Here is a 16,698-nt window from a genome sequence, read left to right on the forward strand (position 1 = left end):
ACCGGTTTGGCACTCAGGGGTGCCGCAACATCCCGTAAAACCGATGCATGACCTAATCTTCCCTGCAATTGGCCGATTGCGGTTAAAAGCCGGGCCGAGGCTCCTTATCCTTTGGCCTCGGGCCCTCATTCCGTTAAGATAGCCCGCTTTTTCAAGGTGGGAGTCAGGCAGCATGGCGCAGCAGTATCAACCGGGGCAACGCTGGATCAGTGACAGCGAAGCAGAGCTTGGTTTAGGCACCGTTCTGGCACAGGACGGCCGCTTGTTGACCGTGCTTTACCCGGCCACTGGCGAGACTCGCCAGTACGCGCTACGGAATGCGCCCCTCACCCGCGTGCGGTTCTCGCCCGGCGATTCGATCACGCACTTCGAAGGCTGGAAGATGACTGTCCAGCAAGTCGACGACGTCGACGGCCTGATGGTCTATCACGGCCTCAACGCGCAGAACGAAGCGGTCACCCTGCCGGAAACCCAGCTGTCGAACTTCATTCAGTTCCGTCTGGCCAGCGACCGTCTGTTCGCCGGCCAGATCGACCCGCTGGCCTGGTTCTCCCTGCGCTATCACACCCTGGAACACACCAGCCGCCAGTTGCAGTCCGCGCTGTGGGGCCTGGGCGGCGTGCGCGCACAACCGATCGCCCACCAGTTGCACATTGCCCGTGAAGTCGCCGACCGCATCGCACCACGCGTATTGCTGGCGGACGAAGTGGGTCTGGGCAAGACCATCGAAGCCGGCCTGGTGATCCATCGCCAGCTGCTGTCGGGCCGCGCCAACCGCGTGCTGATCCTCGTACCGGAAAACCTCCAGCACCAGTGGCTGGTGGAAATGCGCCGCCGTTTCAACCTGCAGGTCGCGCTGTTCGACGAAGAACGCTTCATCGAAAGCGATGCCACCAACCCGTTCGAAGACACTCAGCTGGCCCTGGTGGCGCTGGAGTGGCTGGTCGACGATGAAAAGGCCCAGGACGCACTGTTCGCTGCCGGCTGGGATCTGATGGTGGTCGACGAAGCCCACCACCTGGTGTGGCACGAAGAGAAAGTCAGCCCGGAATACTCGCTGGTTGAACAACTGGCCGAAGTCATTCCCGGCGTGCTGCTGCTCACTGCGACCCCGGAACAACTCGGTCAGGACAGCCACTTCGCCCGTCTGCGCCTGCTCGATCCGAACCGTTTCCATGACCTGGCTGCCTTCCGCGCCGAGAGCGAAAACTATCGCCCGGTGGCCGAAGCCGTTCAGGAACTGCTGGACAAGGGTCGCCTGTCGCCGGCCGCGCACAAGACCATCCACGGTTTCCTCGGCAACGAAGGTGAAGCCCTGCTCACCGCCGTCAACGATGGCGACACCGAAGCCAGCGCCCGCCTCGTGCGTGAACTGCTCGACCGCCACGGCACCGGCCGCGTGCTGTTCCGTAACACCCGCGCCGCCGTGCAGGGTTTCCCGGAACGCAAACTGCACCCGTACCCGCTGCCGTGCCCGGACGAATACCTCGAACTGCCGCTGGGCGAACACGCCGAGCTGTACCCGGAAGTCAGCTTCCAGGCCCAGCCGGACGCCAGCGAAGAAGAACGCTGGTGGAAATTCGACCCGCGCGTCGAGTGGCTGATCGACCAGCTGAAAATGCTCAAGCGCACCAAAGTGCTGGTGATCTGCGCCCACGCCGAAACCGCGATGGACCTTGAAGACGCCCTGCGCGTGCGCTCCGGCATCCCGGCCACGGTGTTCCACGAAGGCATGAACATCCTCGAGCGTGACCGCGCCGCCGCCTACTTCGCCGACGAAGAGTTCGGCGCGCAGGTGCTGATCTGCTCGGAAATCGGCAGTGAAGGTCGCAACTTCCAGTTCGCCCACCACCTGGTGTTGTTCGATCTGCCGTCGCACCCGGACCTGCTGGAACAGCGGATCGGTCGTCTGGACCGGATCGGCCAGAAGCACATCATCGAACTGCACGTGCCGTACCTGGAAACCAGCCCGCAAGAGCGTCTGTTCCAGTGGTATCACGAAGCCCTGAACGCGTTCCTCAACACTTGCCCGACCGGCAACGCCTTGCAGCATCAGTTCGGCCCGCGCCTGCTGCCGCTGCTCGAAGAAGCCGACGACGGCGAGTGGCAAGCGCTGATCGACGAGGCGCGCACCGAGCGCGAGCGTCTGGAAGCCGAGCTGCACACCGGTCGCGACCGTCTGCTGGAACTCAACTCCGGCGGCGCCGGCGAAGGTGAAGCACTGGTCGAGGACATCCTCGAACAGGACGATCAGTTCGCCCTGCCGATCTACATGGAAACCCTGTTCGACGCGTTCGGCATCGACAGCGAAGACCATTCGGAAAACGCCCTGATCCTCAAGCCGAGCGAGAAGATGCTCGACGCCAGCTTCCCGCTGGGCGACGACGAAGGCGTGACTATCACCTACGACCGCAACCAGGCGCTGTCGCGCGAAGACATGCAGTTCATCACCTGGGAACACCCGATGGTGCAGGGCGGCATGGATCTGGTGCTGTCCGGTTCGATGGGCAACACCGCCGTCGCGCTGATCAAGAACAAGGCGCTCAAGCCTGGCACCGTGTTGCTGGAACTGCTCTATGTCAGCGAAGTGGTTGCCCCGCGTTCGCTGCAACTGGGTCGTTACCTGCCACCGGCCGCCCTGCGCTGCCTGCTCGATGCCAACGGCAACGACCTGTCGTCGCGCGTGGCGTTCGAAACCCTCAACGATCAACTGGAAAGCGTGCCGCGCGCCAGTGCCAACAAGTTCATCCAGGCACAGCGCGATCAGCTGACGCCACGGATCAACGCCGGTGAAGACAAGGTCACCCCGCGCCACGCCGAGCGCGTGGCCGAGGCCCGCCGCCGTCTGGCAGCCGACACCGACGAAGAACTGGCACGCCTGACCGCGTTGCAGGCGGTCAACCCGACCGTGCGCGACAGCGAACTGGACGCCCTGCGCAAGCAGCGCGAACAAGGTCTGGCGATGCTCGACAAAGCCGCGCTGCGACTGGAAGCAATCCGGGTGCTGGTGGCGGGCTAAACCGCCCTGCTCCATCGCCCAAAATGAAAAGGCCCGCAGCGATGCGGGCCTTTTTGTTTGCCTCTCCGATCAAGCGGTAACGGCCTGACTCTGCGGCTCAACCACCGCCACCAGCCCTTCCTTCATCCGCTTCGCATCCCGCACAAAACAGCGCGAGGCGAGGAACAGGAACACCATGGTCAAGAATAGCGCCACCGGAATCAGGTACATCGCATCATGCAGGCCGACGGCCTTGAACGCTTCGGTCATCTGCTCGGCACCCGCCGCGACCATCGCCGATTTGGCGAAGTGATCCGACAAACCGCCGACCACCACCGGCCCCAGACCGCCGCCGAGCAAATACAACCCGGCAAAGAACAGCGCCATCGCCGTGGCCCGCAGGCGTGGTTCGACCACGTCCTGAATCGCCGTGTACACGCAGGTGTAGAAGTTGTAGGCGAACAGCCAGCCGACGCTGAACACCGCGACAAACACTCCGATCTCGATACGCCCGGCATGCAGCGCCCACGCCGTGCACAGGGTCGAGATGATCAGACTGAACGCGGCAAACAGCAGTCGCCCGTTGGCCACCCGCTGGTGAATCTTGTCGGCGATCCAGCCGCCGAGGGTCAGGCCGATCAACCCGGTCACACCGACGATCACCCCGGTCGCCACCGCCGCTTCCTGCAACGGCATCAGGAAATAACGCTGGAGCATCGGCACCAGGAACGAGTTGCAGGCGTAGGTCGCAAAGTTGAAACACAGCCCGGCCATCACCAGCCACAGGAAGGTCGGCACGGCGAGGACGCGGCGGATCGGCTTGTCGACCTTTTCCTGGGACACCTGCACGGTTTCCGCCGCGCCACGTTTGGGTTCCTTGATGAAGAACATGAACACCGCCAGCACCAGCCCCGGCACGGCGGCGATGAAGAACGGCGCGCGCCAGCTGTCGAACGCCTTGACCATCCAGCCGATGGTGAAGAAGGCGAGCAACAGCCCCAACGGCAGACCGAGCATGAAAATGCCCATGGCCCGGGCCCGGCGGTGAGCGGGGAACAGGTCGCCAATCAGCGAGTTGGCGGCGGGCGCGTAACTGGCTTCACCGATGCCGATGCCCATGCGCACCAGCAGGAAACTCCAGAAACTGCCGACCAGACCGTTCACGGCAGTGAGCGCGCTCCAGGTCGCCAGGCCCCAACCCATCAGTTTGCTGCGCGAGCCGGTGTCGGCCATACGGCCCAGTGGTAAGCCGGCAATCGCGTAGACCAGGGTGAACGCAGTACCGACGATCCCCAACTGAAAGTCGCTGAGGTGCCATTCCATGCGGATCGGTTCGATGATGATCGCCGGGATGGTGCGGTCGAAGAAGTTGAACAGGTTGGCGAGGAACAGCAGGAACAGAATGCGCCAGGCATTCGCCGCTTGGGTCGAGTTCTGCATGGGTCCGTCTCTTTATTGTTATTGGGGCTTCACTGCCAACGCATCCGAGCCCGGAACCTGCAATCTAGTCACGCTCGTCGGGGCTGTCTGTGATCATTCGTCAGCCTGATGACGGGCCATGGCCGTGTAACGAAACGTAAGCCCTTGAAATGCTTCGAATCCCCCTAAAACCGGGGGTTTTGCGGAAAAATCCGGCAATGAAAAAATACTTTCTCGCCCCCCTTCCCAACGCCGTGGCAAAGCCTAGAATGGCCGCCGGATCCGTCCGGATCCTGCCGATCAATCCCTTTGATACCCCCGCCCATGTCCGAAGTCAGTCCGTGTCTGAATTGCGGTGCCTGCTGTTCCCATTTTCGTGTTTCTTTTTTCTGGGGTGAATGCGCATCCTCCGGCGGGACCGTGCCCGATGAACTGGTCACCCAGATCACGCCCAGCCGGGTCGCGATGATCGGCACCGACCGCAAGGCGCCGCGTTGTACCGCGCTGGAGGGCGAAGTCGGAAAGTCGGTGGCCTGCACGATCTACGACAAGCGTTCCAGCCCATGCCGCGAGTTTGAAGCGTCGTGGGAAAACGGCGAACAGAACACCGACTGCGACAAGGCGCGTGCCCGTTTCGGCCTGCCGCCGCTGCAACCGCACTGGAATGAAGTCGCCTGAGTTCAGGCGTTTCAACGCTTAGCGCCAAACGCTATGACGCTCATGCCAAAATCATTAGCGCCAATGTGCCACTACCGCTTGCACGCCAAAAACCGCCTCTATACTCCAAACATTCGCCTGCGTTGATGACGCAGTAAGGACGTACTCAGAGACGGGGCATGCTATGGAGTGGCTTGGTTTGCAGTTTGTTGCCGAGCAGCCGGAGAGCGGGCAGGTCATCCTCAATTGCACTCACAATCCCCTGCTGGTGCTGGTGGCTTACCTGGTCGCCTGCGCCGCGAGTTTCGCTACCCTCGACATGGCCGAACGGGTCGTCCACGCTGAAGAACCCGGTTCGCAGCGACTGTGGCGCTGGATCGGCGCAACCTGCCTGGCCGGCGGTATCTGGGCCATGCACTTCATCAGCATGCTGGCGTTCCAGGCGCCGATCGACATCCAGTACGACCTGCCCGTGACCCTGTTTTCCCTGGTGATCGCGTTACTGGCGTCCTGGCTGGCCATGCACACCCTCAGCCATCCGCAGCCGAGTCTGCTGCAATACCTCAAGACCGCCATCGTCATCGGCCTGGGCATCGCCAGCATGCACTACGTCGGCATGGCCGCCATCGAATCCGCCGCCACGGCTTATTACGACCCGACACTGTTCGTGTCATCGATCGTGATCGCCATCGGCGCCAGCTTCGCCGCACTGTGGGTCGCCGGTTATCTGCGCGAAGGCAGCGGCCTGCACATCCAGATGCTCAAATACCTGGCCGCGGTGATTCTCGGCGCCGGCATCCTCAGCATGCATTTCACCGGCATGGCGGCGCTGCAACTGGTACTGCCCGAGGGAGATCTACCAACCCTGGCGTCGCAAACCAGTCAATTGCAGTTGGGCCTCACCGTCGCGCTGATCACGCTGCTGATCCTCGGCAGCGCTATCAGCGCCGCATTGGCCGACAAGAAGCTGCAGAACAAGGAGCACGATCTGCGTCGGGTCAACGCCCTGCTCAGCCAGCTCGATCAGGCGCGCATGTCGCTGCAGCACGTGGCCAACTACGACGCCCTGACCAACCTGATCAACCGGCGCGGCTTCAATCAGATCTTCGCCGAGAAACTCAGCCAGAAATCCAGTGAAGGCGGGATGCTGGCGGTGATGTTTCTCGACATCGACCACTTCAAACGCATCAACGACAGCCTCGGCCATGACGCCGGCGACGAACTGCTCAAGGTCATCGCCCAGCACATCAAGGGCTCGGTGCGCAGCCATGAAGATGTGGTGGCGCGGTTCGGCGGCGACGAGTTCTGCATCCTCATCGGCCTGCGCGACCGCGAGGAAGCGCGCAATCTGGCCCAGCGCATCATGGTCAAGATGAAAGAGCCGATCGAACTCGCCGGACGGCGCATGGTGATGACCACCAGCATCGGCATCAGCCTGTTTCCTGAGGACGGCTCCACTTGCGATGAACTGCTCAAGCACGCGGATCTGGCGCTGTACCAATCCAAGGGTGCAGGGCGCAACGGCGTGCACTTCTTCGATTCCAACCTGAAAAATCGCGCCAGCCTCGAACTGCAACTGGAGGAAGAGCTGCGCCACGCCCTGCGTCAGGAGAACGGTCTGCTGCTGTATTACCAGCCGATCTTCGAACTCAAGACCGGCAAGGTCACCAAGCTCGAAGCGCTGATCCGCTGGCAGCACCCGGTGCACGGCCTGCTCACTCCGGATCGATTCATCGCTATCGCTGAAAACAACGGGCTGATTGCCGAGCTCGACAACTGGGTCCTGCGCAAAGCTTGTGAAGACCTCGGCGAGCTGTCGCGCCATGGCTGCGATGATCTGAAGATTGCCTGGAACTGCTCACCACTGAATCTGGCCCGGGAAGAACTGGCCAATGAAATCGAGCATGCCTTGCGCAGCGCCGGGGTCGCCCCGGAACGGCTGGAACTGGAAGTCACCGAAAACGCCTTGATGGGCAACATCGCCAACACCCTGGTGTTGTTGCGACAAATCCGCGCCCTCGGCGTGTCACTGTCGATCGACGACTTCGGCACCGGCTATTCGTCGCTGGCCTACCTCAAACGCCTGCCGCTCAACACACTGAAAGTCGACCGCTCGTTCATCCTCGACATTCCCAAGGCCACCGCCGACATGGAGATTGTCCAGGCGATCATCGTCATGGCGCACACCCTGCACTTGCAGGTGGTCACCGAAGGGGTCGAAAGCCTGGAGCAATACGAGTTTCTTGAGCGCTCGGGCTGCGACTTCATTCAGGGTTACCTGCTCAGCCGCCCGGTGCCACTGGCCGAGTTACGCCCGGTGCTGGAGGAAATCAACCAGCGCAAACACGCGCACACGGTCAATCCGCTGAGTCTGGCGCGCGGTACATTTGCACCAGTGTTGCTGGATCCTTCTGCAAAAAGCCTTGTGCCCCATGCAGGCGCATCAGTTGTGCGGCCAATCCGCTGATCGGCGTGGCCGAGCCGGTTTCCCGGGAAAACTTCACGGCGGTATCCAGATCCTTGAGCAGCGTGCGCACGTGCCACTTCACCGGCTCGAAACGGCTTTCGGCCATTTGCGGAGCGAGGATCTGCAACGGTCTGGAATCGGCAAAACCACCGGCCAGCGCTTCAGCGATCAGGCTGGCATCGACTCCGGCCTGTTCGGCCAACGCCACCACTTCGGCGATCACCAAGGCATTGCAGGCGACGATCATCTGATTGCAGGCCTTGGTGACCTGACCAGCGCCGACGCCGCCCATGTGTGTGACGCGCTGCCCGAGTTCGAGCAATACCGGTCGCACGCGATCAAGATCCGCTGCATCACCGCCGACCATGATCGCCAGACTGCCGGCTTCGGCCCCGACCACCCCGCCGGACACCGGCGAATCGAGCCAGGCCATGCCTGTCTTGCCGGCCAGTTCAGCCGCCATTTCACGGGTCGCCGTCGGTTCGAGGCTGGAAAAATCCACCAGCAACTGCCCGGGTTTCGCCCCTTCGGCCACGCCGACCGGGCCGAACACCACCTCACGCACCACCGCCGTGTCCGCCAGGCACAGCATCACCACATCAGCCTGTCCACAGAGTTCAGCGGGGGTCGCCACCTGCCGGGCGCCGGCCTCGACCAGCGGCGCGCACTTGGCCGGGTTGCGGTTCCACACGGTCAGCGGATAACCGGCGGCCAGCAAGCGGCGGCACATCGGCAGGCCCATCAGGCCGATTCCGGCAAACCCCAACGAAGGTCGCGTTGACATCATTTAGCCTCCTTTTGATTAAAGATCGCCGAATAATGGCCGATTCATCATCGATCAGGAAAGGATTCCCCCGCGCGGCACTCAGGCAAAGTCCCTGACGCACGGGCAAAACACGCGCAGAAAAAAGACGCGAGATTCCCATTCCGTGAGGCTCGACGACAGCGGTCGTTGATCCAACCAGTCCAGGTATATGGCGCACAATGACTTCTAAAAACAATCCGGCCACTGCGGTATCCGATCTGACTCTGAGCCCTGCGGCGAACAGCCCTGCCCCGATGAAGCCATTGCCACCCTCGCGTCCGCTGGGCACCCAGCAATACCTGTACTTCACCGAAACCAACACCGACCGTATCCTCGACAACCTCGATGGCCTGCGTGACCTGGTGTTCCCGCGCCCGCCGCACCTGGAAGGCGACAACGAACAGCACAACGACCAGGAATTCCCGTCGGTGTGCCTGATCGGCCTCGGTCGCTGCGGCTCCAACATCGCCCTCGACGTGGCGGAGCTGGTGTACAACGCGCGCAAGTTCTACCTCAACGAATTCAACAACGAGGATCGCCCTTCGAGCGATCGCCGCTTGGCCGACAAGGGCTACAGCCCGGCCCAGTGGATCAAGACCAACCTGCGGATCGGCCCGAACAAGGGCAGCAAACCGGTGTTCCTGGTGGAACCGCTGGTGATGCTCGGCGACCTCGACAAGGACATCGCCGGCCGTATCCGTTTCTCGCGCAAAGGCGAAAAAAGCGGCTTCCTGCGCGACTACAGCAAGATGAAGATCATGGACTTGTCCGAAGTCCACGCCGGTGGCGCCGGTAACGCGCCGATCCTCGGCCAGTACCTGGCGAAGATCATCCTGAACAAGGACACCCAGCGTTTCTCCAGCCCTGACTGGAAAATGATCCACTCGTACCTGATCGACAGCTGCGGCATCAAGGCCAACCAGTCGCGCCTGTATTTCTCGATCTTCAGTGCCGGCGGCGGTACTGGTTCGGGCATGGCTTCGGAATTCGGCCTGGCCCAGCAGCACTCGTACATGAACAAGACGTTCGACACCAAGCCGATGGACGAGCATGACGGCAAGAGCGGTCATTCGTTCGTGTTCGAACCGATCTTCACCAGCGGCATCTGCGTGCTGCCGAACATTTCCGACCACCGCAGCGAAATGTCCGAGGCGCTGCACATCAACGCCGGTCGCCTGCTGTGCAAATACCTCTCGGAAGAATGGGATTTCTCGTACAACTTCGCCAATGAAGACAGCAGCGAAGCCAGCGTCATGGGCCGTATCCGCCCGTGGAACGCGATGATGCTGATCTCCAACGACATCATGCGTTACGCCGAAGAAAGCGATGACGGCAACATCCAGAACATTGATGTCAATGCGATGGAGAAGCACGCCAACCAGTACATCTCGCAGCAGATCTTCAACATTCTGACGGCCCAGGCGGTCACGACCGACTACGACCAGAACTATTTCCGTCGCGCCGGCATCGACATCGGCGAGACCATTCGCCTGGACGCCAACGACCTGTTCATGAGTCTGGCCGGCCCGGTGGCGATTGCCTACGCCGAGTCCGTGGTGCCGGAAACCCCGCCGCCGAGCAGCGACAAGTTCAAGGTGTTCGACAAAGAGCCGCAGCGCCTGAACATCGACGACCTGTTCTTCCGCTCGATCGACCTGCCGCACTTCAACAAGGTGACCCAGGCCATCGAAGGCATCAGCCTGCTGCCGATCGAATCCAAGCGCTATCGCGCGTCGCTCGAGCAGTACAAGAACTCCGGTTACGACGCGGCCGCGCTGCATGACCTGCACTTCTTCAAGAACTGCTCGTCGGTGGTCTCGATCGTTTCGCTGCCAAAAGACTACAAGCTGTCGTACATGGACCTGAACCGGTTGAAGACTCATCTCAACAGCCTGTTCCCCAACACCACGCTCAAGCGCTACGCCCTGGTGATCGGCGCCTCGGCCAACCTGTCGCTGACCACCCTGATCGCCAAGAGCCCGTGCCTGTCGGACGACTTCCTGACGCTGATCGTGGCGTTCATCAAGCGTTGCTTCGCCAAGACCCCGTACCGCTTCGACGAGACCCTGGACAACTCGATCCTCGATTTCATCATCAACGAAGAATTCGACGAAGACCGCATCGACGACCTGCTCAACGAATTCGAGAACCCGGCGAAGATCCTCGATACCAACTGGTACGCGATCAAGCCGATGTACGAGAAGAAGTACCGCGAGCTGATCAACGACAAAGAGAAGTTTGTCTCGATCAACGACATTCGCCTGTCGCGCGATTGCGTGAAGAAGTCGATCAAGTACCTGCGCGAGATCTACCGTCACCGGATCGGCAAGACCAAGGTTATTTCCCTCAATAACCATACTGGCAAGTCTTACTCGGTCTGACATCGGACCGAGGCGCCCCCATCGCGAGCAGGCTCGCTCCCACATTGGAATGCATTTCCTGTGGGAGCGAGCCTGCTCGCGATAAGGCGCTCAAATTCCCGGCTTATTCAGCCTTTCCAACATCCCGAAACAATTAAGCAGCCGTTAGGCTGCTTACTAAACTGTGCCCGTTACGTTTACGTCACCGTTATGCCACCCACGCTTGTGGCATTTCTCTACGGCAATCGGCCATCACGCTACTCCGCTACACACTTTTTGCCGGCCGACACTCGCACCAACAAGGTGCAACCCGTCAGGCCGCTGCCCTTTCCTGGACCAGGATCCACGGTCGGACCACCACCGCCCACATCTCGGGATCACGCTCGAAAATATCCAGCGCCCGCGTTTCAGACAGCTTGGCGACCTTCTCTTCGGCCAGCCAGGCAGCGACTTTCTCGCCCTGATCCGACGCCACGGCCTCGGCGACCGCGATCAAATCCAGGCTGGCGTCGACCCACAATAGGGCACCCTGGGCGTAGAAGCGCTCCAGCTCTTTCCAGGTAATAGATGCGGTTTCACCAAGCAGCTTGGCATAGAGGGTGCTAGGTTCTTGATTCATGGGACTGTCCGGAAAAGAAATCGGCGCGAATGATAACGTCGGTGGTCCGGCAGAAAAACCCGGTTGCAAAAGGCCGTACCGAACGAAAAGAGCAGGAACGCCAAGGAATGCTGATGATTGGGGTATAAGCCCTCTGAACGTCCCGCCGCAATTCTGTCTTTTTCTTTCATTTAAGCGACACCCTCAGGTTTTGCCCCCTGGCGCCAGCTTCCCAGGCCAACAACCGGCGCTCTACACTGTACCGGTACAGTTGCCGGGGGCTTTTCCGGAGGGTATCGCCTAGATATCTGTCCCGGTTCTGCTGCTACGGCGTCAGGACTCTAAAAAAATACAACAGTAAGAGTGGAGCACTATGACTAAGGCTACTAAGCAGATTTCCAAACTGTTTGCCGCTATGGTTCTGGCCGGGGTTGCCAGCCATTCGTTCGCAGCTGACACCATCAAGATCGGTATCGCCGGCCCTAAAACCGGTCCAGTAGCCCAGTACGGCGACATGCAGTTCAGTGGCGCGAAAATGGCCATCGAACAGATCAACGCCAAAGGCGGCGTCGACGGCAAGAAGCTCGAAGCCGTTGAATACGATGACGCTTGCGATCCCAAACAAGCGGTAGCGGTTGCGAACAAGGTCGTCAACGACGGCGTCAAGTTCGTGGTCGGTCACCTGTGCTCCAGCTCCACCCAGCCTGCTTCGGACATCTACGAAGACGAAGGCGTGATCATGATCACCCCGGCTGCCACCAGCCCGGACATCACCAACCGTGGTTACAAGATGGTCTTCCGCACCATCGGTCTGGACAGCGCCCAGGGCCCTGCCGCCGGTAACTACATCGCCGATCACGTGAAGCCGAAAATCGTCGGCGTGCTGCACGACAAGCAGCAGTACGGTGAAGGCATCGCCACCGCCGTCAAATCCACCCTCGAGAAGAAAGGCACCAAGGTTGCCGTGTTCGAAGGCGTCAACGCCGGCGACAAGGACTTCTCCGCAATGATTTCCAAGCTGAAGCAAGCCAACGTCGACTTCGTCTACTACGGCGGCTACCACCCGGAGCTGGGTCTGATCCTGCGTCAAGCCCAGGAAAAAGGCCTGAAAGCCAAGTTCATGGGTCCGGAAGGCGTGGGTAACGACTCGATCACCCAGATCGCCAAGGACGCGTCCGAAGGCCTGCTGGTGACCCTGCCGAAATCCTTCGACCAGGATCCGGCCAACGTGGCCCTGGCCGATGCATTCAAGGCCAAGAAAGAAGACCCGAGCGGTCCGTTCGTGTTCCCGGCCTACTCGGCGGTTGAACTGATTGCCCAAGGTATCACCGCAGCCAAGTCCGAAGACCCTGCCAAGGTGGCTGAAGCCATCCACGCCGGCACCTTCAAGACCCCGACCGGCGACCTGAGCTACGACGCCAAGGGCGACCTGAAGGACTTCAAATTCGTGGTCTACGAGTGGCACAACGGCAAACCTAAAACCGAAGTGTCGCCTCAGTAAGGCGCTGCCTGACTGACTGCCAATAAAGCCCACGGCGTGCCGTGGGCTTTGTTTTACGAATGTATTGGGCCGCGCTGGCGTGATCCGCCAGTCTCCCCACCTGAAAATCTCAAAACCGTCATCAGCGGTTCGCTGGCAAAACCCGGATTCGAAGTGGATAAAGATCCACGGGACCGGGCGGGAAAATGACTCCACCAGTGAAATGCGTATCAGGTTTTTAGGAGCGCTGTAATGCCTGACATCTATCACTTCTTCCAACAGCTGGTTAACGGCTTGAACGTTGGCAGCATGTATGCCCTGATCGCCATCGGCTACACGATGGTCTACGGCATCATTGGAATGATCAACTTCGCCCACGGCGAGGTGTACATGATCGGTTCCTACGTGGCGTTCATCGCCATCGCCGGGCTGACCATGATGGGACTCGAAAGCGTCCCGCTGTTGATGACCGTGGCGTTCATCGCCAGCATCGTCGTCACCAGTTCCTACGGATACAGCATCGAACGCATTGCCTACCGCCCGTTGCGCGGCAGCAACCGTCTGATCCCGCTGATTTCCGCGATCGGTATGTCGATCTTCCTGCAGAACACGGTTCTGCTGGCGCAAGACTCCAAGGACAAAGCAATCCCCAACCTGATTCCGGGCAACTTCGCCTTCGGCCCAGGTGGCGCACATGAAGTGCTGATTTCCTACATGCAAATCGTGGTGTTCGCGGTGACCCTGATCGCCATGCTCGGCCTCACGCTGTTCATCTCCCGCTCTCGCCTGGGCCGCGCCTGCCGCGCCTGCGCCGAAGACATCAAGATGGCCAACCTGCTGGGCATCAACACCAACAACATCATCGCCCTGACCTTCGTCATCGGTGCTGCGCTGGCGGCCGTCGCGGCCGTGCTGCTGAGCATGCAATACGGCGTGATCAACCCGAACGCCGGTTTCCTCGTCGGCCTCAAGGCCTTCACCGCTGCGGTACTGGGCGGGATCGGCAGCATCCCCGGCGCCATGCTCGGCGGGCTGGTGCTCGGGGTGGCGGAAGCCTTTGGCGCCGATATCTTCGGCGACCAGTACAAGGACGTCGTGGCTTTCGGCTTGTTGGTTCTGGTGCTGTTGTTCCGTCCGACCGGCATTCTGGGCCGTCCGGAGGTTGAGAAAGTATGACTAGGAATCTTAAACAGGCGCTGTTCAGCGCCTTGCTGGTCTGGGCCGTGGCCTATCCGGTACTGGGTCTGAAACTGACCATCGTCGGCATCAACCTGGAAGTGCACAACACCAGCCCGGCCATTCTGGCGACCATCGCCATCTGCTCGGTGCTGATGTTCCTGCGGGTGCTGTTCAACCAGCAGATCAGCAAGGCGTGGCGTTCGTCGCCGGGCATGCCGTTGATCCCGGCCAAGGCCAGCAACTTCCTGACCCTGCCGACCACCCAACGCTACTTCATCATCGCGCTGATCATCGGTGCGCTGGTGTGGCCGTTCTTCGGCTCCCGTGGCGCGGTGGACATCGCGACGCTGATTCTGATCTACGTGATGCTCGGCCTGGGCCTGAACATCGTGGTCGGTCTGGCCGGTCTGCTCGACCTGGGTTACGTCGGGTTCTACGCCGTCGGCGCCTACAGCTACGCGCTGCTGTCGCACTACTACGGCCTGAGCTTCTGGATCTGCCTGCCGATTGCCGGCCTGATGGCGGCGACGTTCGGCTTCCTGCTCGGCTTCCCGGTGTTGCGTCTGCGCGGCGACTACCTGGCGATCGTGACCCTCGGTTTCGGGGAAATCATCCGCCTGTTCCTGCGTAACCTGACCGACATCACCGGCGGCCCGAACGGCATCAGCAACATCGAGAAACCGACGTTCTTCGGCCTGACCTTCGAACGCAAGGCTGCGGAAGGCCTGCAAACCTTCCACGAGTATTTCGGCCTGCAGTACAACTCGATCAACAAGGTGATTTTCCTCTACCTGGTTGCTCTGTTGCTGGCGCTGGCGGCGCTGTTCGTGATCAACCGCTTGCTGCGCATGCCGATCGGCCGTGCGTGGGAAGCGCTGCGTGAAGACGAAATCGCCTGCCGTGCGCTGGGCCTCAACCCGACCGTGATCAAGCTGTCTGCATTCACACTCGGCGCGGCATTTGCCGGTTTCGCCGGCAGCTTCTTCGCCGCCCGTCAGGGTCTGGTGACGCCGGAATCGTTCACCTTCATCGAGTCCGCCATCATCCTCGCCATCGTGGTGCTGGGTGGCATGGGCTCGCAGCTGGGCGTGATTCTCGCGGCCGTGGTGATGATCCTGCTGCCGGAAATGATGCGCGAGTTCAGTGAGTACCGCATGCTGATGTTCGGCGCCCTGATGGTGCTGATGATGATCTGGCGACCTCAAGGTCTGCTGCCCATGCAACGTCCTCACATGGAGCTGCGCAAATGAGCCGCGAGATCCTGAAAGTCGAAAATCTGAGCATGCGCTTCGGCGGCCTGCTGGCGGTCAACGGCGTGGCCCTGACCGTGAAGGAAAAACAGGTGGTGGCACTGATCGGGCCGAACGGCGCGGGCAAGACCACCGTGTTCAACTGCCTGACCGGTTTCTACCAGCCATCGGGCGGCAGCATCCTGCTGGACGGCGAGCCGATCCACGGCCTGCCGGGCCACAAGATCGCCCTCAAAGGCGTGGTGCGCACCTTCCAGAACGTGCGGTTGTTCAAGGACATGACGGCGGTCGAGAACCTGTTGATCGCCCAGCACCGTCACCTGAACACCAACTTCCTGTCCGGCCTGTTCAAGACCCCGGCGTTTCGCAAGAGCGAGCGCGAGGCCATGGAGTTCGCCGAGTACTGGCTGGAAAAGGTCAACCTGAAAGAGTTCGCCAACCGCCCCGCCGGCACCCTGGCTTACGGTCAGCAACGTCGTCTGGAAATCGCCCGCTGCATGATGACCCGTCCGCGGATCCTCATGCTCGACGAACCGGCCGCCGGCCTGAACCCGAAGGAAACCGAAGACCTCAAGGCGCTGATCAGCGTGCTGCGTGAAGAGCACAACGTGACCGTGCTGCTGATCGAACACGACATGAAACTGGTCATGAGCATTTCCGACCACATCGTCGTGATCAACCAGGGCACGCCTCTGGCCGACGGCACACCGGACCAGATCCGCGACAATCCTGAAGTGATCAAAGCCTACCTGGGGGAAGCGTAAATGCTGCAGTTCGAAAACGTTTCCACCTTCTACGGCAAGATCCAGGCCCTGCACAGCGTCAACGTCGAAGTCCGCCAGGGCGAGATCGTGACCCTGATCGGCGCCAACGGTGCCGGCAAGTCCACGCTGCTGATGACGCTCTGCGGTTCGCCGCAGGCCCACAGCGGCAGCATCCGCTACATGGGTGAGGAACTGGTCGGCCAGGACTCGTCGCAGATCATGCGCAAGAGCATCGCCGTAGTACCGGAAGGTCGTCGGGTGTTTGCCCGTCTGACCGTCGAAGAAAACCTGTCCATGGGCGGATTCTTCACCGACAAGGGCGACTATCAGGAACAGATGGACAAGGTTCTCGGACTTTTCCCACGCCTGAAAGAACGCTTCAACCAGCGCGGCGGCACCATGTCCGGCGGCGAACAGCAAATGCTCGCCATCGGCCGTGCGCTGATGAGCAAGCCGAAATTGCTGCTGCTCGACGAGCCGTCGCTGGGCCTGGCACCGATCATCATCCAGCAGATCTTCGACATCATCGAACAGCTGCGCAAGGACGGTGTGACGGTGTTCCTGGTCGAGCAGAACGCCAACCAGGCGCTGAAAATCGCCGACCGTGCGTACGTTCTGGAGAACGGCCGGGTGGTGATGCAAGGCACCGGCGAAGCGCTGCTGACCGACCCGAAAGTGCGCGAGGCGTACCTCGGCGGTTGATCGATCGCTTCAAACAAAA

The 16,698-nt window shown here is 60.9% G+C and carries 12 protein-coding genes; 9 read left to right on the plus strand and 3 right to left on the minus strand.

Annotation, left to right across the window (positions count from 1 at the left end):
• Positions 1 to 172: 172 nt before the first annotated feature.
• Complete coding sequence (gene rapA / locus AC1RT4_RS12210) at positions 173 to 3,019, plus strand: RNA polymerase-associated protein RapA (protein ID WP_102686611.1); 2,847 nt, start codon at positions 173 to 175, stop codon at positions 3,017 to 3,019.
• Positions 3,020 to 3,088: 69 nt separating this feature from the next.
• Here the strand turns inward: rapA and AC1RT4_RS12215 are convergent, their stop codons facing one another.
• Positions 3,089 to 4,438, minus strand: a complete 1,350-nt coding sequence (locus AC1RT4_RS12215; RefSeq protein ID WP_262161567.1) for a spinster family MFS transporter — start codon at positions 4,436 to 4,438, stop codon at positions 3,089 to 3,091.
• Positions 4,439 to 4,741: 303 nt separating this feature from the next.
• Between AC1RT4_RS12215 and AC1RT4_RS12220 the strand changes: the two genes are divergently transcribed.
• Both AC1RT4_RS12220 and AC1RT4_RS12225 read left to right on the plus strand, forming a co-directional pair.
• Complete coding sequence (locus tag AC1RT4_RS12220; RefSeq protein ID WP_007959180.1) at positions 4,742 to 5,095, plus strand: YkgJ family cysteine cluster protein; 354 nt, start codon at positions 4,742 to 4,744, stop codon at positions 5,093 to 5,095.
• A 163-nt stretch (positions 5,096 to 5,258) separates the two neighbouring features.
• A complete protein-coding gene (locus AC1RT4_RS12225; RefSeq protein WP_493085484.1) occupies positions 5,259 to 7,541 on the plus strand; it encodes a putative bifunctional diguanylate cyclase/phosphodiesterase in 2,283 nt (760 codons plus the stop codon).
• Here AC1RT4_RS12225 and AC1RT4_RS12230 read toward each other — a convergent pair.
• The gene (locus AC1RT4_RS12230; protein WP_493085485.1) at positions 7,432 to 8,328 is read right to left on the minus strand and encodes an NAD(P)-dependent oxidoreductase; all 897 of its coding nucleotides are present in this window, start codon (positions 8,326 to 8,328) and stop codon (positions 7,432 to 7,434) included. The two genes, AC1RT4_RS12225 and AC1RT4_RS12230, sit on opposite strands and share 110 nt — an antisense overlap.
• Before the next feature lie 197 nt (positions 8,329 to 8,525).
• Between AC1RT4_RS12230 and AC1RT4_RS12235 the strand changes: the two genes are divergently transcribed.
• Positions 8,526 to 10,727 (plus strand): hypothetical protein, encoded by a 2,202-nt coding sequence (locus tag AC1RT4_RS12235; protein WP_085605382.1) that lies wholly within the window; start codon positions 8,526 to 8,528, stop codon positions 10,725 to 10,727.
• A gap of 292 nt (positions 10,728 to 11,019) precedes the next feature.
• Here AC1RT4_RS12235 and AC1RT4_RS12240 read toward each other — a convergent pair whose 3' ends face one another.
• Complete coding sequence (locus AC1RT4_RS12240; RefSeq protein WP_127797137.1) at positions 11,020 to 11,325, minus strand: DUF2288 domain-containing protein; 306 nt, start codon at positions 11,323 to 11,325, stop codon at positions 11,020 to 11,022.
• 352 nt (positions 11,326 to 11,677) lie between these two features.
• Here AC1RT4_RS12240 and AC1RT4_RS12245 point away from each other — a divergent pair, with 352 nt between their 5' ends.
• The 5 genes from AC1RT4_RS12245 (at position 11,678) to AC1RT4_RS12265 (ending at position 16,679) form a co-directional block, all read left to right on the plus strand.
• Positions 11,678 to 12,805, plus strand: coding sequence for a branched-chain amino acid ABC transporter substrate-binding protein (locus AC1RT4_RS12245; protein ID WP_493085486.1), 1,128 nt, complete (start codon positions 11,678 to 11,680; stop codon positions 12,803 to 12,805).
• 231 nt (positions 12,806 to 13,036) lie between these two features.
• Positions 13,037 to 13,960: a high-affinity branched-chain amino acid ABC transporter permease LivH gene (gene livH / locus AC1RT4_RS12250; RefSeq protein WP_197868661.1), complete on the plus strand. Its 924-nt coding sequence runs from the start codon at positions 13,037 to 13,039 to the stop codon at positions 13,958 to 13,960.
• On the plus strand, positions 13,957 to 15,213 hold the full coding sequence (locus AC1RT4_RS12255) for a high-affinity branched-chain amino acid ABC transporter permease LivM (RefSeq protein WP_493085487.1): 1,257 nt from the start codon (positions 13,957 to 13,959) through the stop codon (positions 15,211 to 15,213). Before livH ends, AC1RT4_RS12255 begins: the two co-directional genes overlap by 4 nt.
• Complete coding sequence (gene livG, locus AC1RT4_RS12260) at positions 15,210 to 15,977, plus strand: high-affinity branched-chain amino acid ABC transporter ATP-binding protein LivG (protein WP_085683272.1); 768 nt, start codon at positions 15,210 to 15,212, stop codon at positions 15,975 to 15,977. The genes AC1RT4_RS12255 and livG overlap by 4 nt, the downstream gene beginning before the upstream one ends.
• Positions 15,978 to 16,679, plus strand: coding sequence for an ABC transporter ATP-binding protein (locus AC1RT4_RS12265; RefSeq protein ID WP_003222380.1), 702 nt, complete (start codon positions 15,978 to 15,980; stop codon positions 16,677 to 16,679).
• Positions 16,680 to 16,698: the final 19 nt, after the last annotated feature.

This window comes from Pseudomonas sp. GW821-FHT11D10 (assembly GCF_058808435.1).